Here is a 22,263-nt window from a genome sequence, read left to right as displayed (position 1 = left end):
AGGCAGAAATGAAATTTCAAACTGCCTGATTTTTGGGATTTTTTTAAACTGGGTAGAATTTACTTCTGCACTGGAATTTACTTTTTCAATTTAGCGCTTATTCCGCTTCTACGATACAAAAACTTCAAGCTTATTTCGCTCTAAAGCTACAGAAATACTAAGCTTACTCCAACTCAAAGGCACCGGTATAGAGCTGATAGTACTTTCCTTTTGCTGCAATCAAATCCTTATGACTGCCTCGCTCTATAATTTCTCCCTGTTCCAAAACCATGATGACATCAGAGTTTTGAACTGTGGAAAGTCTATGGGCAATGACAAAAACGGTTCTTCCTGCCATTAAAGCATCCATACCCTTTTGAACAATAGCCTCCGTTCTGGTATCAATAGAGCTGGTAGCTTCATCCATAATAAGGACAGGGGGATCATTTACCGCCGCCCTGGCAATGGACAAGAGCTGTCTCTGTCCCTGAGAAAGGTTGCCTCCATTTGCACTTAATTCCGTATCATAGCCCTTAGGGAGTCTTGTAATAAAGTCATCCGCTCCCGCAAGCTTTGCCGCTGCAATACACTCTTCGTCAGAAGCATCCAGCTTTCCATAACGAATATTCTCCATTACAGTTCCGATAAAGAGTACGGTATCCTGCAAAATTACCGCAATGGATCTTCTTAAATCCGAAATGGCAATATCCCGGATATTGATGCCGTCGTAGATAATCTCTCCTTTTTGAATATCATAAAAGCGGTTCAAAAGGTTGGTAATGGTGGTTTTTCCTGCACCGGTAGCGCCTACAAAGGCTACCTTTTCTCCCGGTCTTGCAAAGACATCAATATTCTTTAGAATCTTTCGCTTTCCATCATAGGAGAAATCCACTCCCTTTAGTTCCATATCCCCTTTCAGTTCTTTCAGGGAAATGCTTCCGTCCGGTAAAATACTCTTCCAAGCCCAGAGCTCTGTTCTCTTATTGCTTTCTACTAAACGGTCTCCCTCATGGGAGCAATTTACAAGGCAAACTTTTCCTTCATCCTCTTCCACCTCTTCATCAATCATTTGATAAACACGACCTGCACCGGCAACACCCATAACCACGGCATTGACCTCAGAGGAAATCTGTCCTATTACACCGGCAAACTGCTTGGTCATATTCAGGAAGGGGATGACAATGGCAATACTTAAGCTTAATCCGGAAATGGAAATGTTCGGTGCATGGAAAGCCAAAAGTGCGCCTCCCACAATGGCAACCAAAACATAAAGGATATTTCCGATATTGTTTAAGATCGGCATAATCACATTGGAGTAACGGTTGGCTTCGTTGGAAACCCGGAACAGTTCGTCATTATAGCGGTCAAAATCCTGTATACTCTTCTCCTCATGGTTAAAGACCTTAACCACCTTCTGTCCATTCATCATTTCCTGAATAAAGCCTTCGGAACGAGCCAGCTCCTCCTGTTGACGAACAAAGTAATGACTGGATTTTCCTCCAATTACCTTAATGATTCGAAGCATAAAGAAGGAGCCTAAAAGCACCATAAGGCTAAGCCAAAGGGAATAATACAGCATAATGGAAACTACCGTAATTACCGTAATCAAGGAAGAAATAGCCTGAGGAATACAGATGGAGATGAACTGTCTCATAGCATCAATGTCATTGGTATAATGACTCATGATGTCCCCGGTTTTATTTTGGTCGAAAAAAGCAATGGGCAGATCCTGCATATGATTAAAGAGTTTCTGTCGATACTGTTTTAAGGATCCCTGGGTAATGGTCGCCATGTTCATATTGTAGCAATAGGCACAAATCAAGGAGATTGTGTAAAATACCAACAAAATCCCAACCAATCTTAAAATATCGGAGGATACCGCATCCCAATTTCCTTCTTTATAAACGGTTTCAATCAGGCTGATAATCTTTTGCTGGAAAATAGCCGGGATAGAGGTTACCACCGCATTAATTACAATAAACAAAAGAGTAATAGGCAGAAGTGTTGGATAAAAGGAAAATAAGTCCTTTATGATTCTGCCTAAGGTCTTCATAAAATTCTTCGGTCTTCCCTTATTCTCCATCCTCTACCTCCTTTCTGTTCTGGGACTCATAGGTTTCTCTGTAAATCGGAGAATTCTCCATAAGTTCCTCATGAGTACCTCTGGCAATGATTTCTCCCTTGTCCATAATCAGAATCTGATCCGCATCCATTACAGAGGAAACTCTTTGGGCAATAATGATTTTCGTGGTATCCGGAATAAATTCCTTAAAGCCCTTTCGGATAAAAGCATCGGTTTTGGTATCCACTGCAGAAGTGGAATCATCCAAAATCAAAACCTTTGGCTTCTTTAATAAGGCTCTGGCGATACAAAGTCTTTGCTTCTGCCCTCCGGAGAAATTACTTCCTCCCTGCTCCACATGGCTTTCATATCCGTCCTTCATTCTTTCAATAAATTCTGCAGCCTGGGATAGTCTGCAGGCCTCTTCCAGTTCTGCCTGAGTGGTATTTGGATTTCCCCAGCGAAGGTTTTCCGCCACTGTTCCCGAGAAGAGAATATTCTTTTGTAATACCACAGCCACCTGATCTCTTAAAGCTTGAATATCGTATTTTCGAACATCCTCACCGCCAACCAAGACTTCTCCCTCCGTTACATCATAAAGACGGGAAATCAACTGGGTAAGAGAAGATTTTGCAGAACCTGTTCCTCCCAAAATCCCTACGGTTTGTCCGGAGGGAATATGAAGGGAGATATCTGTTAAAACATTCTTTTTCGCATCCTTGGAATATTTAAAGAATACATGATTAAAATCAATGGAGCCGTCCTTTACTTCCTTAATACCATTTTCAGGATTCTTCATGGTACTGTCTTCCGTTAAAACCTCAGCGATTCTTCGAGAGGAGGCAGCGGAAATTACCACCATCACAAAGACCATGGCCACCAACATAAGGCTGGAAAGAATCTGATAGCTGTAGGTTAACAGGGCGGAAAGCTGTCCTACATCCAAATCAACACCACCGGTGCTGACAACCAGATAGGAACCGAAGCTTAAGACAAAGATAACCACCACAAAAAGACAAAATTGCATCAAGGGGTTGGCAATGGCAATCAGTTTTTCTGCAGAAATAAAGTCCTTTGCCAAAGACTCTGCCTTTTCATTAAACTTCTCTTTCTCGAAGTCCTCTCGAACATAGGTTTTCACCACCCGCATTCCCTGGATATTCTCTTCCACAGACTCATTTAAAGCATCGTATCGCTTAAAGATTTCGTTGAAAATCTTCATAGCTTTTTTGGTAATAATGATTAAACCGATAGCCAAAATAGGAATCACAAAACAGAAAATAATGGCCATTCTGCCCCCCATCATGAAGGCTGCGACAAAGGAAAAGACCACCATCAAAGGTCCCCTGAAGGCAGTACGAACCAGCATCATATAGGCCATCTGTACGTTGCTGATATCTGTGGTTAATCTGGTTACCAAAGATGAGCTTTCAAAGCGGTCAATATTCTCGAAAGAAAAGCCCTGAATTCTTTGGAACATATCTTTTCGGATATTACGGGCAAAGCCGGTAGAGGCAGAAGCTGCAAAATTCCCCGCCCAAAGGCCGAAAAGGAGGGAAAGTATGGCCATCACCACCAGGATTAATCCGTAATGAAGAATCATCTGCATGGAGGCATTTTCCTTCATTCTGTTCACTAATTGAGCAGTAAAAAAAGGAATCATACATTCCAGAATGACTTCTCCTGTAACCAATAACGGACAAAGTATGGAGTCTTTTTTAAATTCACGAATGGATTTTGATAGGATTTTCAATACCTGCATTTTATCTTCCTGCATGACTTTTTCCTCTTGCACTATATCTCCCTCCTTCTCTTAATATACATAGAATTTACTATACATGGAATTTACAATGCACTGTGTTGCACTGTGCTTTCTCTATGTAGCGCATATTCTATTCCTTACGCTTCTGTTTACTGTTTGATTTTTCTAAACTTTGCAATTTTATGGATGATTTAACAACTTGTCAAGTGTAGGCAAAATTCAATTCTCCGCTCCCTGAAATTGGCTTTCATATAGGTTCTTATAAAAACCTTTCTGCTGTAAAAGCTCTTCATGACTTCCCTTTTCGATGACATTACCATCCTTCATCACCAGGATGCAATCCGCATTTTGAATCGTAGAAAGACGATGAGCCACAATAAAAGCGGTTCTGCCCTTTAGCATTTCCCGAAAAGCTCTTTGTACCTTCTCTTCCGTTCTGGTATCAATGGAGCTGGTAGCTTCATCCAAAATTAAAATGGCCGGATCCCTTAACATTACTCTGGCAATACAGAGGAGCTGTTTCTGTCCCTGGGATAGATTGCCTCCGTCCTCCGGAAGGATTGTATCGTAGCCTTTTGCAAGCTGTAAAATAAAATGATGGCAGCCTGCCCGTTTAGCTGCTTCCATAACCTCTTCTCTACTCTTCTCCGGAGAACCGTAACGAATATTTTCCAAAACCGTATCCGACTTTAACCAGCTATCTTGTAGAACCATGCCATATGCAGAACGCAGGCTATGATCGGAAAGGCTGCCATAAGGCATTCCGTCAATCGCAATGCTTCCCTGATTCGGTTCATAAAATCGCATCAAAAGATTAATTAAGGTTGTTTTTCCGCATCCTGTGGGTCCAACAATAGCAATATTTTGTCCGGATTGTACGGAAAGGCTCAAATCTTGAATCAGCTTTTGCTCCTTCGTGTATGAGAAATACAATCCGGAAAGCTCCAAGCATCCTTCCACAGGCTTTGGCAGTTCCCTGATCTCCGCCTTTGGCATCATCTCCTCTTCTTCCAAAAAGTCAAAAACCCTGGATGCGGCAGCTAAAGCATTTTGAATTTCCGTAATCACGGAAGTAATGTCATTAAAGGGCTTGGCATACTGGGTGGCATAAGCCAATAAAGAGGATAACTGCCCAATACTTAAGGTCCCTTGTAAGCAAAACAGTGCTCCAACTCCCCCAACCAAAGCATAGCCTAAAGCATTTAAAAAACGGGTAAAGGGGTTAACCAAAGAGCTGTAGAAATTTGCTTGCATACTATATCGGGAAAGTCTTTCATTTTTCTCCTGATACAAAGCCTCCTTTGGGGCATCCTGCATAAAGGCCTTCAGAAGCTTCGCATTTCCGATAGCCTCCGTACTGAAGGCAGCGATTTCTCCTCGGCTCTTCGACTGATTCTGAAAATACAGGTAAGCGCGCTTGGATATAAACTTTGCGATAAAAAAGGAAAGAGGTGTCAGCGCCAAAAGGATCAGAGCAATTCTCCATTCCAGAAGAAAGAGAAAAAATGCAGTTTCCAAAATACTGAACACCGCCTGCAAAAACTGATTCAGTAGAACAAATAATCCCTGTGAAATCTGTTCTATGTCTGTAGTTAAACGGCTTAAAATCTCTCCGGGCTCCTTGGAATCGATGGAGGATAAAGGAACGGCTTGAATATGAGAAAAAGCCTTCTTCCGTAAATCTTCAATCACATGAAAGCTTAAATAGGTATTCACTTGGTTCATGACCCACTGGAAAACCACAGCCAGGATAAGCACTATAAACATAAGTTTTAAAATCTGTCCCAATCCGGCAAAATCCACTGCAGATTTTCCGGCAATCTTATCTATGGCTTTTCCCAAAAGGATAGGAAGAAAGAGGGAAAATACTACGGAGAGAAAAGCTGAAATAATGGAAAGAAGCAAGCTGAATTTATAAGGTTTGATGAAGGCGAAAAGTTTCCAAAAAGACTCAGCTGCAGTTCCGTTTTGCCTGGTCATATTACGCCTCCTTTCCTTGCTTCTGAGAAGCACAAATTTCCTGATATACAGAACAATTCTCCATAAGCTCCTGATGACTTCCCAGCCCGATTAACTTACCTTGGTCTAAAACCAGAATCTTTGGGAAATGCCTGATACTGGATACTCTTTGGGAGATTACCAAAAGGCTTTTTTCCCCTTGATATCCTTCCAATGCTGTTCGCAGCTTTCTTTCTGTCAGCATATCCAATGCGGAGGCGGAATCATCCAAAATTAAAAGCTTGGAATCCCCAACCAAAGCTCTTGCAATAGAAAGTCTTTGTCTTTGTCCACCTGAAAAATTTTTTCCCTCTATACTGACAGGCAAATCCAAGCCCTCTCCCTTTTCCTCTACAAAATCTTTTCCCTGGGCGATTTCCAAAGCTTTCCAAAGCTCTTCATCCTTTGCCTCCTTCTTTCTCCAAAGAAGATTTTCTTTAAGGGTTCCGGAAAAAAGTACCGCCTTCTGAGGGACATAAGCAATACTTTCTCTAAGTTCTCTTTTCGAATAATCTCTTAAATTCTTCCCCCAAAGGAAAATTTCTCCCTCATAATCCGCGTAAAATCCACAAATTAGAGATATCAAGGTGGATTTTCCGGATCCTGTACCACCGATAATTCCTAAGCTTTCCCCTTCTTTTAAAGAAAAACTGATATCGGAAAGAGCCCTTTCCTCTCCGACTTCATAGGAAAAAGAAAGATTCTTTAGAAGGATACCGGCCTTGTTTGAGTCAGAAGAAGCATTGGCATCAAGCTCCTGCTTTTGCACTTTCTCTGTGGCTTGATTTCTTGTTGAAAGAGTAACTGCTTCCTTATCGTTAACAGACTGATCTTCTTCGTTCTTTCGCTCCATCACCTCTTCAATTCGGCTAATACTGGCATAAGCTTTAACCATCAAAATAATCAGATTGGCAAGCTTAAGAAGCTCCAGTAAAATTTGGCTCATATAGTTGGTCAGAGCCACCACATTTCCTTGAAAAAGTCTGCCGTCATTTACCATCTTGGAGGAAAAATACAGAATTCCCATAAGCCCAAACTGAATCAGCAGCATGCTCATCGGATTTAGTAATGCAGATATTTTCCCTACTGTAATCTGCACCTTGGTATAATCTTGATTTTTTTCTAAAAACTCCTCTTCTTCCTTTTCTTCCTGACAGAAAGCCCGTACCACACGGATTCCCATAATATTTTCTCTGTATTTCCTTGTGATGTTTTCCAGACTCACTTGAATCCTTTTGTAAAAGGGCATGGTAAGAGCCATGATGCCAAAAACCACAATAGATAAAAGAAGCAAAACAAATAAGAATAAAACTGACAGCCTGGCACTCATTCGAAAAGCCATAATACAGGCTCCCACAACGATAAAGGGAGAACGCATCAAAAGCCTAAGTACCATATTTACCGTAGACTCAATTTGGAAGATGTCCGGACCGATTCTGGTAATTAAGGAAGATGCGGAAAGCTCATTGTAATCTCTATAGGGTAAGGAAAGAATTTTGTGAAACAAGTCTCTTCGATAGGACTTCCCCACCACCATAGCCACCTCTGCCGCAAAATACTGGGCAATCACGGCGGTAAGGCATCCTATACAGGCTAAGGCCAGGAGCAGAAAAAGACTATGCCATATCACAGCAAGATTCTCTTTACGGATTCCCTGATCAATCATTCCGGCAATGACTAAAGGAACAAAAAGCTCAAACATGCTTTCCAGACACTTAAACAGAGGGGCCAAAATGCTTTTCCCCTTCACTTTTTCCATATAGGACAGTATTCTTCTCATTGTACTACTCCTCTTACTATACCCTTTTTATCCTTCTTTATGAAAATATTGATCCAACACCTTTCTGGCGATAGGAGCCGCAGTTTTCCCACCGGTTTCTCCTTCTTCCACAATAACGGATATAGCAATCTCCGGATCCTCCATGGGGGCAAAGCCTACAAACCAGGCATTGGTCTTTAAATCATTCCCCACCTTCACCTGGGCGGAACCGGTTTTTCCGCAAACCTTATAATCATCCGTCTGTAAAGCACTGGCAGTTCCCTCCGTAACTACCTTTCGCATAAACTGCTTTAACGCATCACTTTCCCCTTGGGAAAGAAGGCTATGACTTTCCCCATAGGGGAACTCCTTTACCGTTGTGCCATTGGCATTCTGTACTGAAGCAAGAAGGCTTGGATAGACCAGATTTCCACCATTGGCAATGGCGGAAACCATGCAAAGGTTTTGAAGAGGAGTGCAAAGGGTGGCCCCCTGTCCGATGGCGGTTTGCATCTTATCCCAAACGTCCGCATTCTCCGCCAAGGTGAATTGTCCTGCATTGGCAGACAAACCGATATCTATTTTTTGATTATAGTAAAAGCTTTCCGCCAAAGCCTTTAATCTAGTCGGATCAATCTCTGTTCCCAGCTTGGCAAAGGCGGAATTGCAGGAATCTGCAATGGCAGATTCCAAATCCACCTTTCCGTGAACCTCCCCGTTATAGCAATGCACCACATAGGAGGAATTTTCCGGATCCACATATTCACCCTTACAGGTATAGCTAAAGCTCTGCCAATCCGCAGGATGCTCCCGAATATACTCTAAAGCCATCAAAAGCTTAAAGGTTGAGCCGGGAGGATAAAGTCCCTGGGTAGCCCTGTTCAGAAGATTTCCGTCTTTGTTGTCGGAGGAAGTTAGAGCTTCCCAGTTGTTCTGAATATCCTCTTCCGTAAAGGAAGGTGCGGAAACCATCGCCAGAATTCTTCCGGTCTTCGGATTCATACAGACAATACTGCCCTTCTTATCCTTCAACAAAGAATAGGCAAGGGATTGTAAAGAAGAATTCAAGCTAAGTACTACTGAATCTCCGGGATTCTTGATTTCCTCCGCCTGATTGATGATTTTTTGTAAGGGGTTAATACTGGAACGGCTAAGATAAAAGTTCGCCATGGACTCCACTCCGGTTTTTCCCTTGCTGCTGTAGCCAATGGGATGGGAAAAGGCAATCCCCTGCGGATATACTCTTTTCTCTCCTCCCTCTCCGGTTTCCGTTTTCGCCAGTACCTTTCCATCAGAAGAAAGGATGCTGCCTCGAATGACCTTCGAAGAAAGATAATCTATTCTGGCATTATAGGGGCTGGAAATCTGATTCGGAGCCAAAACCAGCATAAAATAGCAAAAATATACAATCATGGAAAAGAAAAGTAGAACAAAGAAATAAGTAATTCCTTTCATCTCCCTGTTGCTTGGCTTTCTTCTGGAATTATTATACTTTTTCATAATTTACCCTTCTTCCGGAATTTCTAAGCTTATTCATAAATGCCCCTTCTCCCCTTCCTCTTCGGCGCTTGCTGTTCGTCTTCCTCTTCCTCTTCATCCATGGCATCTTCCTTTCCCTGGATAACAAAGAGAGCTTGGAAGATAGCAAAAAGAATACAACTGGAAATCATACTGGAACCGCCATAGCTGACAAAGGGCAGGGTCACTCCCGTGGAGGGGATAAATTTTATGGCTCCACCGATGGTTAAAAAGACCTGCATCACATAAATCACACTCAGTCCGATACAGATGAGTTTATAAAAGAGGCTTTCCATATCCATTCCCATCATCATCATTTGCATAAAACAGGAAAGACAGACGAGAATCACGCAAATCGCCACAATTCCTCCCATCTCTTCGGACAAGGCGGAGAAAATAAAATCATTTTCCACGATGGGAATCTTGTTGGGCAATCCCTGAAAAAGACCAAGTCCCAAAAATCCCCCCGTACCGATGGCAAAGAGAGACTGGGTAATCTGATACCCCTTCCCTGCAATGTCCTTCCAAGGATCCAAAAAGGCAAATACTCTGGTACGCACATGAGAAAAAAGATGGTAGGACACAAAGCCTGCCAATGCAGATAGACCAAAGCCTAAGGCAAGATACAAAAATTGACTGCTGGCCACATAAAGCATAAACAAAAAGGCCATAAATAGGATTAGAGCAGAGCCTAAGTCCTTACACAGCACCAACACAATGCCGTGGAGCATAGCCACTATTGCTGCCTTGTATAAGCCCCTTTGATTTTGCTCCTCCGATAAAAATCCCGCAACGGAAAAGACAAAGCTGATTTTAACGAATTCGGAAGCCTGGAAGGAAAAGCCAAAGAAATTCAAGCTCATCTTAGCACCAAAGCTCACCCGTCCTACAATAAGGACCAAGGAAAGCAGGAAAATCCCCAGTACCGCAAAGGCAATTCTTCCCTTTTGAAAATCCCAGATTTTATCGATGATATAGGGAATAAGCAAGGCCAGAAGACTGGCTGCCACGGAAATAGCAAACTGCTTCATGGCCTTATCCGTATTTAATCTTTCCAGCATAATCCATCCTAAGGCCAAAAGAATACACTGGTTATACAAGAGCGTCTCGCTGAAGGTAGGATAGATTTTCTTCCATAGGAAGGGATAGAGCACAAGAAAAGCTAACTCCGCTCCATACATGATTAGATAAAAGAAATCCTTTGTATGAAAGAAAAGAACCCCATGACAAAGAAAATGTAAGAACAATAAAATCTGGTACAGAAATTTTGCCAGTCTTCTTTTTCCATCCCCATAATCCAGGGAAAGGTTTCGAAACAGACTGTAACAATACAGCAGCATCAATACCATACATACAATCTTCGTAAATGTACTAAAAAGACTACCCATCTTTTCTCCCCTACTCTATTCCTTTATGAAAATGTCCCCTGGTAAACTGCTTTAAAGGCCTTCCCTGAAAAAGATCCAGGATTTCCTTTTCCGATTCCACCGTAAAATCAAAGCGAAAAGAAGAAGCCCCAAGCCTCTCCACTTCCTTTTCCAGCCCCAGCAAGGATAAAACATCACTGTTATAGATTTGATTATAGCAGTATTTGCAATAGAGGCGAACCGGCATACTCTTATTCTGTCGATCCTGTAAAGACACCACATTGTTCCCTCTGGTACAGCCATTTCTGGTTTTTTCTATACAATTGGCACTGACCATCATAGGCAGGTGCCCATAGCAAAGAAGCTCCGTGGAGATTCCTCTGCTTTTTGCCCATTCAGAAAAGGCCATATCCTCCTGAAAACGAAACTCAATGGGGAAGCACATTTCTTTTGCTCCCAAGGATTCCCATACCTCCATAGCAGCCTGATTATAGCTATAGAGGGTATAGTCAAAGCAGGTTGAAAACTTCCTATCCGGAAAATCCTGTAGCATTGCCACCTGATCCAGGGTACGAAGAAGAAAATGACTGAAGCCCTCTTCATTTTTCGCCTCTTCCATCCAATCCTTCGGACTTCTTCCCCTGTCTTCCCTTCTTTGGATTCTTCGAAAACGAAGACCTGCCCATTTTCCGCTGTTCTGTATCTCCCCGCGATATTTCAGGAGCTCTTCCTCGGAAAAGGCTCCCTCATCCAGATAAATTCCTTTGATAAAAGGGAATTGAAGCACCGCTTTTAGCTGTTCTCCTCTTTCTATGGAAACCCTAATTTCCCCTAAGTCTTTGATTCCGTCTATACTGCCCAAGAATAGCCTCCCTCATTTTCTCTACACCGTCTCTCCTTAATTGATTCAGGAAAGACAGGGGATAGAAAATATCTTCCTCCCCAAGAATCGAAAGTTCTTCCAGGGAAAATTCCGTATTCCCCATCTTCTTCATTTGTTTTGTAATCTGTTCTTTAGAAAGCACCTTTTCCTTGGCCTTTTCTACAGGCTGGCTTCCTTCTACGGAAACGGAAAGTCCATTTTCTCCCTCTAAGCTAAAACAGGGAACTTCGTCATAGGACAAATGCAAGCTTCCCTTCAAAGGAATCTTTCTTTCCCTCTCTTCCATTTCCTGCTTGAGTTTGGAAAGCACTTCTTCCTTTTCTTTTCGGAAAGGCTTTTCTCCGAAGGCAATCATGTCCTCTCCGTTATGTTGTTCTAAATAAGAGCTGTAGCCTCCTCTGTCATAAACCTCTTTTAAGAGGGCTATATCTTCCTCCGAAACCTTATAGGAACTCCCCTTAAGGGCCAAGTCCAGATATTTTCTGTAAATGGAAACCACTGTCCCTGTATAGAGGGCGGACTTCATTCTGCCCTCTATCTTTAAAGAATAGGCTCCCGCCTCCAGAAGCTCCTTAAGAAGATCCAGAGTAAACATATCCTTCATACTCAGATAATTTCCCTTTTTCCCCTTACTGCTATAGCACAGTCTACAGGTTCCGGCGCATCTTCCCCGGTTTCCGGATCGTCCCCCCAGAAGAGAAGACATAAAACAGGCTCCGGAGTAGCTATAGCACATGGAACCATGAATAAAGACCTCTAACTCTATGGGGGAAGACTTGGCAATATCGGAAATATCCTCCAAGGAGCATTCCCTGGAAAGTACAACCCTTTCCATGCCCAAGTTTTCCATTAAGCCCACAGCTTCTTTGGTATGTACCGTCATCTGAGTGCTGGCATGTAGAGGAAGATCCGGATAGGCCTTGGCCAACATTTTCCCAATTCCCAGATCCTGAATAATTACCCCGTCCAAACCTGCTTCATAATAGGGATCCATATAGCTGAAAAGCTCTTTTCTTTCTCCCTCTTTAAAGAGAGTGTTTAAGGTCATATATATTTTTTTATTGTAAAGATGACAAAAATGAATGGCCTCCAAAAGCTCATCCTCTTCCGATAAGGAAGACTTGGCAAAGGCTCTTGCGGAATATTTTTGTCCTCCCATATAAATCGCATCCGCTCCGGCAAAAACAGCCACCTTGCATACTTCCAAGGAGGCTGCCGGGGCCAAAAGCTCTGCTTTATAAGGCTCTTTTTCTCTTAAATTTTCTTTGTTTTGGATTGGCATCCTTACTTACTCCATCCTATCCCTTTTCTTTCGCTTCTTTCTTTTCCAAAGCCAGAAGCTTCTTCTGGGTACTTTCCAATTCCTGTAACACCCCATCCAGCTTTAACTTGGTTTTTACCAAGTCGTGCTTATAGGAGTAGCTCTCACTTTTTTCCTGATCCAAAAGCTCCTGCATCTCCTCCACTTTCTTTCTTTCCTGAAAAAGCTCATCACAAATATTAATCTGAAGCAGAAGGGATCGAACCGATTCCTCCAGCTTATTATAATTCCACATTTCCTTACGAATGCTTTCAATTTTATGGTTCAAATAATCTGCCACATCATGAAGGTAAGACTCGGAATTCTCCCCACTTAGGACATAAATTTTTCCGTCAATAATGACTTGAATTGTCTTTTTATCTGCCATGTTCTCCACCTTTTCCTATGCTTCACTTAGTCCTAAATGTTGATACGCGTGTTTTGTTGCAATCCTTCCCCTGGGGGTTCTGTCTATCAGACCTTGTAAAATCAAATAGGGTTCTATCATATCCTCTAAGGTTCCCCGGTCTTCTCCCAGACTGGTGGCTAAAGTCTCCACCCCCACCGGTCCTCCGGAAAATTTCTCAATCAAGTTCCAAAGATACTGTCTGTCATAGGTATCCAAGCCTAAGGTATCCACATCCAGTAAGTCCAAGGCATCCTCTGCCACCTCCTTGTGAATAACACCATTATACTTGATTTCCGCAAAATCTCGTACCCTCTTTAGCAAACGATTGGCAAGCCTTGGAGTACCTCTGGAACGAAGGGCAATGCTTTTTGCTCCGCCTTTATCAATAGAAATGGAAAGTACCTTGGCACTTCGAAGGACAATCTCCTCCAATTCCTCTTCTTTATAAAACTCCATTTTCCCGATAATCCCGAAACGATCCCGAAGAGGGGCGGAAAGGAGTCCTGCTCTGGTGGTTGCTCCCACTAAGGTAAAACGGGGTAAGTCCAGGCGAATGGAACGGGTGCTGCTTTCCTTCCCCAGCAGTACATCTATGGCAAAATCCTCCATAGCAGGGTAAAGCACTTCCTCCACCTGTCGATTCAGTCTATGGATTTCATCCACAAAGAGTACATCGCCTTCGGAAAGGTTATTGAGAATCGCCGCAATTTCTCCCGGTTTTTCTATAGCCGGTCCGGAGGTAATCTTACAGTGAACCCCCAATTCATTGGCAATAATATTGGAAATCGTAGTCTTTCCTAATCCCGGAGGACCGTAAAAAAGGCAGTGATCCAGACTTTGCTTTCTTTTCTTAGCCGCTTCAATATAGATAGACAGGGTTTCCTTTAACTTTTCCTGTCCAATATAATCTTTCAAAAATTGAGGTCGAATCTTAGGATCAAAAGATAAATCCTCCTTACTCTCCTCTGTTTGTATCAGTTTTCTTTCCATAAAAATCCCTTACAACGCAAACTGTTTCAGGCTAAGCCGTAGCAAATCTTCGGCGGATTTTTCCTCATAATTCGGAATCTTTGTAATCCATCTTTTTGCTTCTATTGCAGAATATCCCAGGGAGACCAAAGCTTCCACAGCTTCCTCCACCGCTACGGAAGCAGTAGTCGTCACAACAGCTTCTTCTCCGGAAAATGTAATCTCTTCCTTAGGCACCTTATCCCGGAGCTCCACAATCAATCTTTCCGCAGACTTCTTTCCAAGTCCCGGAGCCTTCTGAATCTTCTTACTGTCATTACTGATAATCGCAAGAATCAACTCCTCCCTACTCATACAGGATAAAATCCCCAGGGCAGTCTTGGGACCAATGCCGGAAACGGAAAGTAGTTTGATAAAAAAATCCCTATCCCTTTCCTCCCAAAAGCCGAAAAGCTCCTGACTATCCTCTCGAACCGAAAAGTAGGTATGAAGAAGAATTTCCTCTCCCGTCTTAGGTGCTTTATCAAAAACAGAAGCAGGAATGCGAACCCCATATCCCAGTCCTCCTGCTTCTATTACCAACATATCCTCTTTTACTTCCCGTAAAATGCCATGTATAAATCGAATCATAATCTCTCCAATCCGCAATAGTCTAGCATAGATGCTTGATTTTCTCAATGGAGGGAAGGAAATTGCTTGGCTTTTTGTGAAGAAAAGAAAGGCCTGAAACCGGGGGCACACTTGGATACCCCAATTTCAGGCCTAACTTGCCGAAAATCTAAACGTCTTATTTACAAACTTAAACCCAGTGGAAATTCTCTTTTCCGGCTGCCGCTTCAAAATGATACTTTACCAAACCGGAATCAATTCCCTGGAACTCGCCCTCTTTATAGGTGAACTGCACCTCATTTCCCTTGCCCTTTAAATAGAAGGACTGACGATTATAGGCGGTAGGTGCCATCAAAGCATACTCCACACCCTCCTTAAACCAATCCGGTACAGTTCCCTCATAGCTGCATACCTCAAAATCTTCCTTGGAAGCATGAGGAGTACCCTGGGTCTCTCCATATCCAATGGAAATCACACCATAAACAGGATGCTCAGGGCTTAATTTAGCAACAGCCTCCTTATTGAAGCTGGCACCTACCCACCAGGTATTTAAGCCTAGAGTCTGGGCATAGAGCATAATATCCGCACTGGCATAACCAACACGTTCCTCCACGCCTTCCTTTTCGTCTCCTGCCAATACGATGTAATTCTTGGCATTTTTGGTAATCAATTTATCAATTAATTCTGCAAATGCAGCTCCATCCTCCGTTTTTAGGAAAAAATACAGGGAATACTTCTGATTGCATTCCTGAATCCGCTCCTCTAAAGCCTTCACCACATCCTGAGGAATAACTTCATCTTTGTACTTACGAACCATATGTCGTTTTTCCATTGCTTCTCTAAGGGTCATCATAACCTCCTTTACCATAATCCGAAATTTCTCCTGAAAATAGGAATAGCACTCATCATTAGTATAGCTTTTTTTGTCTTATTGTCCAGTTATTAATCAAGGAATGCACTGAATAAAATCAGGGGATGCTATTAATAAAAAGTTATGAAGACCTGCTCGGAAGAAGCATATCCATGATTCCTATAGGGCTTAGGCTTCTTAATTTCTTATTCATATCTTAGTGCTACAATAGGATCTTCCTTTGCCGCCTTATTGGCAGGATAGATGCCGAAGAAGATACCCACTATCGCGGAGAAAAGTACCGCAACCAGGATAATTCCCGGGCGAATCACTACGGATAAACCGAAGGCTGTAGCTCCCAAGGACACCAGTCCCATGGCCAGTAACACTCCAATCAATCCTCCCAGGGCGGACAAAAGAGCAGATTCCGTTAAAAACTGCACCAAAATATCTCCGGTGCTTGCGCCCAAGGCCTTTCTGATACCGATTTCTCTGGTTCTCTCCGTTACAGACACCAGCATAATATTCATAATACCGATACCGCCTACCAGAAGAGAAATGGCAGCAATGCCGCCCACAGCAGCGGAAATTCCCCCCATTACCCCATCTACCTGTTTCATTTCATCCTGAATAGAGGAAATATACCAGTCGGAGGGCTGACGATTTTTTATTTTAGAAAAATAAGCTTTGATTTCCGTATTCAGCTGTTTCATCTCCTGCTCGGACATTCCTGTTTTTCCGTAGTATCGAATCATGGAAAATTCACTGGACTCAGGTGAAAACAAAGTCCAGGGAACAATGCCTTCTCCATTTTTATCATTAGAACCCATTAGTAGCTTTTGAATGGGGCTGATATCTTTCCTGTACACTCCGATAATGCTAAACTCTCGATTTTCTCCCATAATATCCGAGCGAAAATGTTTTCCTGTGGCATTTACGGTTCCATAAAGCTTTAAGGCTGTACTTTCGGAAATCAAAATCACTGCTCTTCTTTCCTCCACATCATTAGCGGAAATATATCTTCCGTTTAAAATCTGTACCGGCTGAAGCTTTTGATAGGGAGAATCCACTCCCTCAATATTGGTTTTCAAGCGGTTTAATCCATTTTTTATATCGATAGAGCCGCTGGACATATTATCCACATAGTCCAAGCGATTGCCAAAGACCTCCTTCATCTTGTAAAGTTCGTCCATGGTGAAAAAATCGCTGTCTCGAATTTCCTCCTGATCCATGTAAGGATTAATCATGATGGCCGCCTGGGTCACACCTACATTTTTATAAAGGTCTGAGAACATTTTCCGCATGGTATCTCCGATAGAAACAATGGAGATTACGGAACCGATTCCGATAATAATGCCCAGCATGGTAAGAATGGAACGAAGCTTATTGGCTCGAAGAGAGCTTAATGCCATTTTCATATTTTCAAGAAGCATGGTTCCCTCCTCTGTACATTCCTTCAAAGATTGCCAAATCTCTTACCGGAGTAGGATTCTCATTTTTGATATCGGAAATCAGTTTTCCGTCTGAAAAGCGAAGCATCCTATCCGTATAGGCGGCAATGTTTTCCTCATGGGTAACCACCACTACGGTAGCTCCTGCCTTATGAAGAGCAGAGAACATTTCCATAATTTCAATGGAGCTGGCAGTGTCTAAGTTTCCGGTGGGCTCATCCGCCAAAATCAAAGGCGGTTCATTGGCTAAGGCTCTGGCAATCGCCACCCTCTGCCTTTGTCCTCCGGACATTTCATTGGGCTGATGATGGATTCTGCCGGAAAGGCCTACCTTTTCCAAAAGCATGGCCGCTCTTTCCGACCTTTGCTTTTGAGAACGGATATGGGCGTAAATCATGGGAATTTCCACATTTTTCAAAGCACTCATACGGCTAATCAAATTAAAGCTCTGGAACACGAAGCCGATTTTTTGATTTCTTACCTTATTCAAAGTATTGGGATCCATGGCTGCCACATCTTCTCCGTCCAGAAAGTAATTGCCAAGACTTGGTTTATCCAAACAGCCTAAGATATTCATTAGAGTAGACTTTCCGGAGCCGGACTGTCCCATAATGGCTACAAACTCTCCCCTTTTGATTTTTAAATTAATCTGATTTAATCCCAATACCTTTACCGCACCGGTATCATAGATTTTCACCAGATTTCGTAATTCAATTAAAGTATCTTCCATCTTTTTATCCTGTCTGTACTACGACACCGGCTTCCTCCGGGCTAACGGACTGTGAGCCTTGGGCTGTGGGATCTACGGTTACCGGACTTCCCTCTGTAAGACTGGCATCAGGAGAAAGAATATAATTGCTTCCCTCTTTAAATGCGGAATCCTCTTTCACAGGTTTTACCTCCATGGAAACATCACTGGTAACTCCGGTAGTTACCGGAACAAAATGCACGGTTCCGTTTACAACAAAGGCCATTTTATTGCTTCCGTCTTCCCCGGTCATCACTGCAGAAATAGGTACTACATACACATCCTTGGCTTCGGATAAAAGCAAATCCGCCTTTGCTGTAATACCGGAAAGCAATCCCTTCTTATCTCCGGTAATCTGTACCTTAATCGGAATAACTCTTTCACTGGTGTTGGCGTTCTTCTCTTCTCCTGTGGGAGAAATGGAAGAAACCACCCCCTCCAAAGATTCTCCCCCTAAAATATCCGCCGTAATGGTAGCTTTTTGACCAAGATGTACCTTTCCGATATTGTATTCGGAAACCGCAATGCTGAGCTCCAGCTGATCCAGATTCTCAACGGTAAAATCATATTTATTTTCTGTCGGGGTATCTGCAAATTCTCCCACCTTGATGTTCACTCTGGTGATGGTTCCGGCAATGGGGGAAACTAAATCCGCATCGGAAACCTTACTTTCCGCCTTCTCCAGCTCCTGTTCCGCAGTTTTAATCTGTAAATCATAGCTGTCCGGAACCTTTACCGTACCCTTCACCACCTTATAATTTGCCATAGTAGCTTTAGCATCCTTTAAAGCGCTTTCCGCCGCCTCATAGTCACTCTGAGGAATATCTCCGGTGGAGTAAAGACTGGACTTTCTCTGGAAATCCAATTCCGCATTTTTTAAGATTGTTTGATTTTTCTCATATTCCAAACGAAGATTTTTTTCCGCCTCGGTTTTATTGGCCTTTGCCAAATCCAGCTGGGTTTTGGCAGCTTCCAAAGCAGTATTCACATCTGTTTTGTCTAAGCGTGCTAAAACCTGCCCCTTTTCTACCTTATCTCCTTCTTTCACCAGGATTTCCGTTACCTTGGCATGTAAGCCGGAGGTAACCTGTTGGGCATCCGTACCGGACACAGGCCCGGAGAGACTGATTTTTTCCTGTATATCTCCCTTCGTTAAAGCCTGTACACTGACCATGGTTCCCATGGGTTTTGCCGGAAAAAGCACGTTTTTAGCTATAAACAGCAAAACTAAAACAAGGACTCCGATTAGAATCCATTTCAACTTTCCCTTTTTCTTCTTTTTGGGGCTTGCTTCCAGCAGTTTATTAATTTCCTGAGAAACATCCTGTCCCTGTTGATTCTCTTCCATTTCTTCTCCTTTAAAATGAAATGCGGTAGCTCTCTCATAAACCTACTTCGCCTTTTACGATTCTTTACTATTAAATCTCATAAATATGAATGAAATGTGAAAAAATAGTCTTTTTTTCTTTTTTTATTATCCTTCTGTTTTTATTTTTCTTCCCTTGGAGTAAACTAAGTAATAAAAAAATGCTTCATAATTCATAATGAGTGTCCTGCGCAAATCGTGGGATATCTCGTTAAATAAGAATACTATGTTTATCGGAGTCTCCCTATGGATATAATTAGAAAAGCACTTCCCTATCCTAAAGATTTCTTTTTCCCCTCTTTTCTTCCTGATAAAGAAGAGATTTTATTTTTTGATATCGAAACCACCGGACTTAGTCCGAAAAGTGCCCAGATTTATAGCATCGGATTGCTCCTTTTTAAAGCTTCGGAAATGGAGATTGTCCAGCTCTTTGCTAACAGTCTTTCAGAGGAAATTGAAGTCTTACAGGAATTTCAAGAGTATTGCAAAGCTAAGACACAGTTTATCAGCTTTAACGGGAAAGCCTTTGATACCCCCTTTTTAGAAAAAAGCTACAGCCAGTACGGCCTAAAAAGTCCTATTACAGGGCTTCTCCAGCTGGACCTTTTTAAAATGATTCAAAGCAGGAGAAAATTCTATCAGCTACCCTCCTATAAGCTCAAAGAATGTGAACGCTTTTTGGGGATTCAAAGAGAGGATATCTATACCGGTGGTGAACTGATCTATGTCTATTTAGAATATCTGGAGCATCCTACAGAGGAAGCAAAGTCTCTTCTGTTGCAACATAACTTTGAAGATTTGCTTTACCTCCCTTCCCTTTTTTCCTTTTTTGCCTATGAAGAGCTGTTCCAAGGAAAGGGAAGCTATTGCCGTGAAAAGTCAGAACTACTATTGGAGAAAAATAAGCTAAGGCTCTGCTTTCGTTTTGGTCAAATGACGCTAAATTCTGAAAGCGAAGAATGTCCTTATTCTCCCGAAGCAAAAGACTCCCCCACTAAAGCTGTAGCAGCGAAAAGTACTTTCTTTCCCAAAACTATTTCCCATTCACTGGAAAGCTTTCATCTGGAAGTCTCCGGCCGGGAGGCTGTTTTGGAAATCCCCTTATTTTCCGGGGAAGCAAAGTATTTTTTCAAAAACTTTAAAGACTATGACTATATTCCCGCCAAAGACATGGCACTGCACAGAAGCCTTTCTGAGCTTTATCCTAAAGAAGAAAAGCAAAGGGCAAAGGCCGCTACCGCCTATCAAAAAAAGACAGGGCTCTTTCTCCCCGTCTTTTCCGATAACTTTCCCAATCTTTTTCAAAAGGAATACAAGGAAAAGCAAAACTACATTCCCTTTATTCCGAAGCTTTTAGAGAACAGCTCCCTAATGGAGGAATATTTCTTAAGTTTTTTGCTGCATTTTTTCTAGCTTCTCATTAACAGAGGCAATCAAGCCTCCCTTATCAATCATTTCCTGCAAGAAGGGAGGGAATACCGCCATGGTATAGGATTTTCCGCTGCTTAGGTTATGAATCTTTCCTTCGGTAAAATCCACCTCCAGCTCCTCTCCTTCCTGAATCTCTTTGGCCGCCTCCGGAGCCTCCACGATGGCCAAACCGATATTCAAGGCATTTCTAAAGAAGATTCTGGCAAAGCTTTCCGCAATCACACAGGAGATGCCGGAATCCTTCAAAACCTGTGGAGCATGCTCTCTGGAAGAGCCGCAGCCAAAGTTCTTTCCCGCAATCAAAAGATCTCCCTTTTTAATTTTTTCATGAAAATGAAGGTCTATATCCTCCATGGCATGGGTAGCCAGCTCCGCCTTATCCTGAATGGCCAGATATCTTGCCGGGATAATCACATCCGTATCCACATTATCCCCATATTTCACACAATGACCCTTAGCTTTTTCCATAACAGCCTCCTATAGTCCTAAATCCGTTGGGGATGCAATATATCCCAAAACAGCCGATGCCATAGCTACCTCCGGAGAAGACAGATAAATCTCCGAGCTGGCATCTCCCATTCTTCCCACAAAGTTTCTGTTGGTAGTGGAAATGCAACGCTCATTAGGCGCCAAAATTCCCATATAGCCTCCAAGGCAGGGACCGCAAGTTGGGGTACTTACTACCGCTCCCGCCTCAATCAAATCCTTAATATAGCCCTTCTCCATAGCCTCCAGATAAATCTTCTGGGTAGCAGGAATCACGATACAACGAACATTTTCCGCAATCTTTCTTCCTCTGGCAATCTCAGCCGCCACCTTGATATCGGAAAGTCTGCCGTTGGTACAGGAACCGATTACCGCCTGATCAATGCTGATCTTCTCAAAGCTGCCGATTTCATGAGTGTTTTCCGGCAAATGAGGAAAAGCCACAGTGGACTTAAGGGTAGAAAGGTCAATCTCAATAACTCTGTCATACTCCGCATCCTCATCCGCTTCATAGATATGATATTCCTTCTGAGAATGGGCCTTTATATATTCCAGAGTCTTCTCATCCACCGGGAAAATACCGTTCTTTCCACCGGCCTCGATGGCCATATTGCAGATGGCAAAGCGATCGTCCATAGAAAGAGAAGCCACACCCTCTCCGGTAAACTCAATGGACTCATAAAGGGCTCCATCCACACCGATCATACCGATCAAATGAAGAATCAGATCCTTACCACTGACATGTTTTTGTAATTTGCCCTTTAATACCACCTTAATAGCGGTGGGCACCTTGAACCAAAGCTCTCCTGTAGCCATAGCCGCCGCCATATCTGTAGATCCCACGCCTGTGGAAAACGCCCCTAAAGCCCCATAGGTACAGGTATGGGAGTCCGCACCGATGGACAGCTCTCCCGCTGTAATCAGGCCCTGCTCTGGAATCAGGGCATGCTCAATACCCATGTTTCCTACATCATAGTAGTGCTTCAGTCCATGCTCCTTAGCAAAGTTTCTGCAAATCTGAGTACATTTAGCAGAGGTAATATCCTTATTAGGCACAAAGTGATCCATAACAAAGACTACCTTCTCCTTGTCAAATACTCCCTCTCCGTGAATCTTATCCAGCTCACGAATTGCCACCGGAGTGGTGATATCATTTCCGTGTACCAAATCCACCTTGGCTAGAATTAATTGTCCTGCCTGTACTTCCTCTAAGCCTGCATGCTTGGCCAAAATCTTCTGACTCATCGTCATTCCCATGGAAATCTCCTTACTTCCTAGCTAAACCGCCTGCTCCTATGTATTTTATAAAAGCAGAA

General features: G+C 42.7%; 18 protein-coding genes. 1 reads left to right on the top strand and 17 read right to left on the bottom strand.

The features are described 5' to 3' along the window. Positions 1-163: 163 nt before the first annotated feature. The 15 genes from HNQ46_RS09715 to HNQ46_RS09645 form a co-directional block, all read right to left on the bottom strand. Positions 164-2,062, bottom strand: a complete 1,899-nt coding sequence (locus tag HNQ46_RS09715) for an ABC transporter ATP-binding protein (protein ID WP_183684507.1) — start codon at positions 2,060-2,062, stop codon at positions 164-166. Further along, positions 2,052-3,803 carry an ABC transporter ATP-binding protein gene (locus HNQ46_RS09710; protein WP_183684511.1) on the bottom strand — a complete coding sequence of 584 codons (1,752 nt, stop codon included), beginning with the start codon at positions 3,801-3,803 and terminating at the stop codon, positions 2,052-2,054. The genes HNQ46_RS09715 and HNQ46_RS09710 overlap by 11 nt, the downstream gene beginning before the upstream one ends. Before the next feature lie 219 nt (positions 3,804-4,022). Further along, on the bottom strand, positions 4,023-5,783 hold the full coding sequence (locus HNQ46_RS09705) for an ABC transporter ATP-binding protein (protein ID WP_183684506.1): 1,761 nt from the start codon (positions 5,781-5,783) through the stop codon (positions 4,023-4,025). A 1-nt stretch (position 5,784) separates the two neighbouring features. Then, positions 5,785-7,581, bottom strand: a complete 1,797-nt coding sequence (locus HNQ46_RS09700; RefSeq protein ID WP_183684505.1) for an ABC transporter ATP-binding protein — start codon at positions 7,579-7,581, stop codon at positions 5,785-5,787. Between the two features lie 27 nt (positions 7,582-7,608). Further along, positions 7,609-9,060, bottom strand: a complete 1,452-nt coding sequence (locus tag HNQ46_RS09695) for a peptidoglycan D,D-transpeptidase FtsI family protein (RefSeq protein ID WP_183684504.1) — start codon at positions 9,058-9,060, stop codon at positions 7,609-7,611. Between the two features lie 29 nt (positions 9,061-9,089). Beyond that, entirely contained in the window at positions 9,090-10,466 is a 1,377-nt protein-coding gene (locus HNQ46_RS09690) for an FtsW/RodA/SpoVE family cell cycle protein (protein WP_183684503.1), read from the bottom strand. Positions 10,467-10,476: 10 nt separating this feature from the next. Beyond that, positions 10,477-11,307, bottom strand: coding sequence for a hypothetical protein (locus HNQ46_RS09685; protein ID WP_183684502.1), 831 nt, complete (start codon positions 11,305-11,307; stop codon positions 10,477-10,479). Further along, positions 11,267-12,610, bottom strand: a complete 1,344-nt coding sequence (locus tag HNQ46_RS09680) for a peptidase U32 family protein (protein ID WP_183684501.1) — start codon at positions 12,608-12,610, stop codon at positions 11,267-11,269. Before HNQ46_RS09680 ends, HNQ46_RS09685 begins: the two co-directional genes overlap by 41 nt. A gap of 16 nt (positions 12,611-12,626) precedes the next feature. Further along, positions 12,627-13,016, bottom strand: coding sequence for a cell division protein ZapA (locus tag HNQ46_RS09675; RefSeq protein ID WP_183684500.1), 390 nt, complete (start codon positions 13,014-13,016; stop codon positions 12,627-12,629). Positions 13,017-13,031: 15 nt separating this feature from the next. Next, on the bottom strand, positions 13,032-14,027 hold the full coding sequence (gene ruvB, locus HNQ46_RS09670; protein ID WP_183684499.1) for a Holliday junction branch migration DNA helicase RuvB: 996 nt from the start codon (positions 14,025-14,027) through the stop codon (positions 13,032-13,034). A gap of 9 nt (positions 14,028-14,036) precedes the next feature. Then, positions 14,037-14,636: a Holliday junction branch migration protein RuvA gene (gene ruvA, locus HNQ46_RS09665; RefSeq protein ID WP_183684498.1), complete on the bottom strand. Its 600-nt coding sequence runs from the start codon at positions 14,634-14,636 to the stop codon at positions 14,037-14,039. A 169-nt stretch (positions 14,637-14,805) separates the two neighbouring features. Continuing rightward, positions 14,806-15,483, bottom strand: coding sequence for a nitroreductase family protein (locus HNQ46_RS09660; RefSeq protein ID WP_243155904.1), 678 nt, complete (start codon positions 15,481-15,483; stop codon positions 14,806-14,808). Between the two features lie 188 nt (positions 15,484-15,671). Beyond that, positions 15,672-16,898 carry an ABC transporter permease gene (locus HNQ46_RS09655; protein ID WP_183684497.1) on the bottom strand — a complete coding sequence of 409 codons (1,227 nt, stop codon included), beginning with the start codon at positions 16,896-16,898 and terminating at the stop codon, positions 15,672-15,674. Beyond that, positions 16,888-17,646, bottom strand: a complete 759-nt coding sequence (locus tag HNQ46_RS09650) for an ABC transporter ATP-binding protein (protein WP_007156209.1) — start codon at positions 17,644-17,646, stop codon at positions 16,888-16,890. Before HNQ46_RS09650 ends, HNQ46_RS09655 begins: the two co-directional genes overlap by 11 nt. A 4-nt stretch (positions 17,647-17,650) precedes the next feature. Continuing rightward, entirely contained in the window at positions 17,651-19,012 is a 1,362-nt protein-coding gene (locus tag HNQ46_RS09645; RefSeq protein ID WP_183684496.1) for an efflux RND transporter periplasmic adaptor subunit, read from the bottom strand. A gap of 264 nt (positions 19,013-19,276) precedes the next feature. On the opposite strand from HNQ46_RS09645, the gene HNQ46_RS09640 reads away from it, so the two are divergent. After that, positions 19,277-20,443: a ribonuclease H-like domain-containing protein gene (locus HNQ46_RS09640; RefSeq protein WP_183684495.1), complete on the top strand. Its 1,167-nt coding sequence runs from the start codon at positions 19,277-19,279 to the stop codon at positions 20,441-20,443. On the opposite strand, the gene HNQ46_RS09635 is transcribed toward HNQ46_RS09640, so the two are convergent. Together HNQ46_RS09635 and leuC are read right to left on the bottom strand one after the other, a co-directional pair. Continuing rightward, positions 20,417-20,929, bottom strand: a complete 513-nt coding sequence (locus HNQ46_RS09635) for a 3-isopropylmalate dehydratase small subunit (protein WP_183684494.1) — start codon at positions 20,927-20,929, stop codon at positions 20,417-20,419. The two genes, HNQ46_RS09640 and HNQ46_RS09635, sit on opposite strands and share 27 nt — an antisense overlap. 9 nt (positions 20,930-20,938) lie before the next feature. Further along, a complete protein-coding gene (leuC, locus tag HNQ46_RS09630; RefSeq protein WP_183684493.1) occupies positions 20,939-22,204 on the bottom strand; it encodes a 3-isopropylmalate dehydratase large subunit in 1,266 nt (421 codons plus the stop codon). Positions 22,205-22,263 lie beyond the last annotated feature (59 nt).

It is taken from the genome of Oribacterium sinus, assembly GCF_014202695.1.
GTDB lineage: Bacteria > Bacillota > Clostridia > Lachnospirales > Lachnospiraceae > Oribacterium > Oribacterium sinus.
This window is presented reverse-complemented; position numbering and strand designations above follow the sequence as displayed.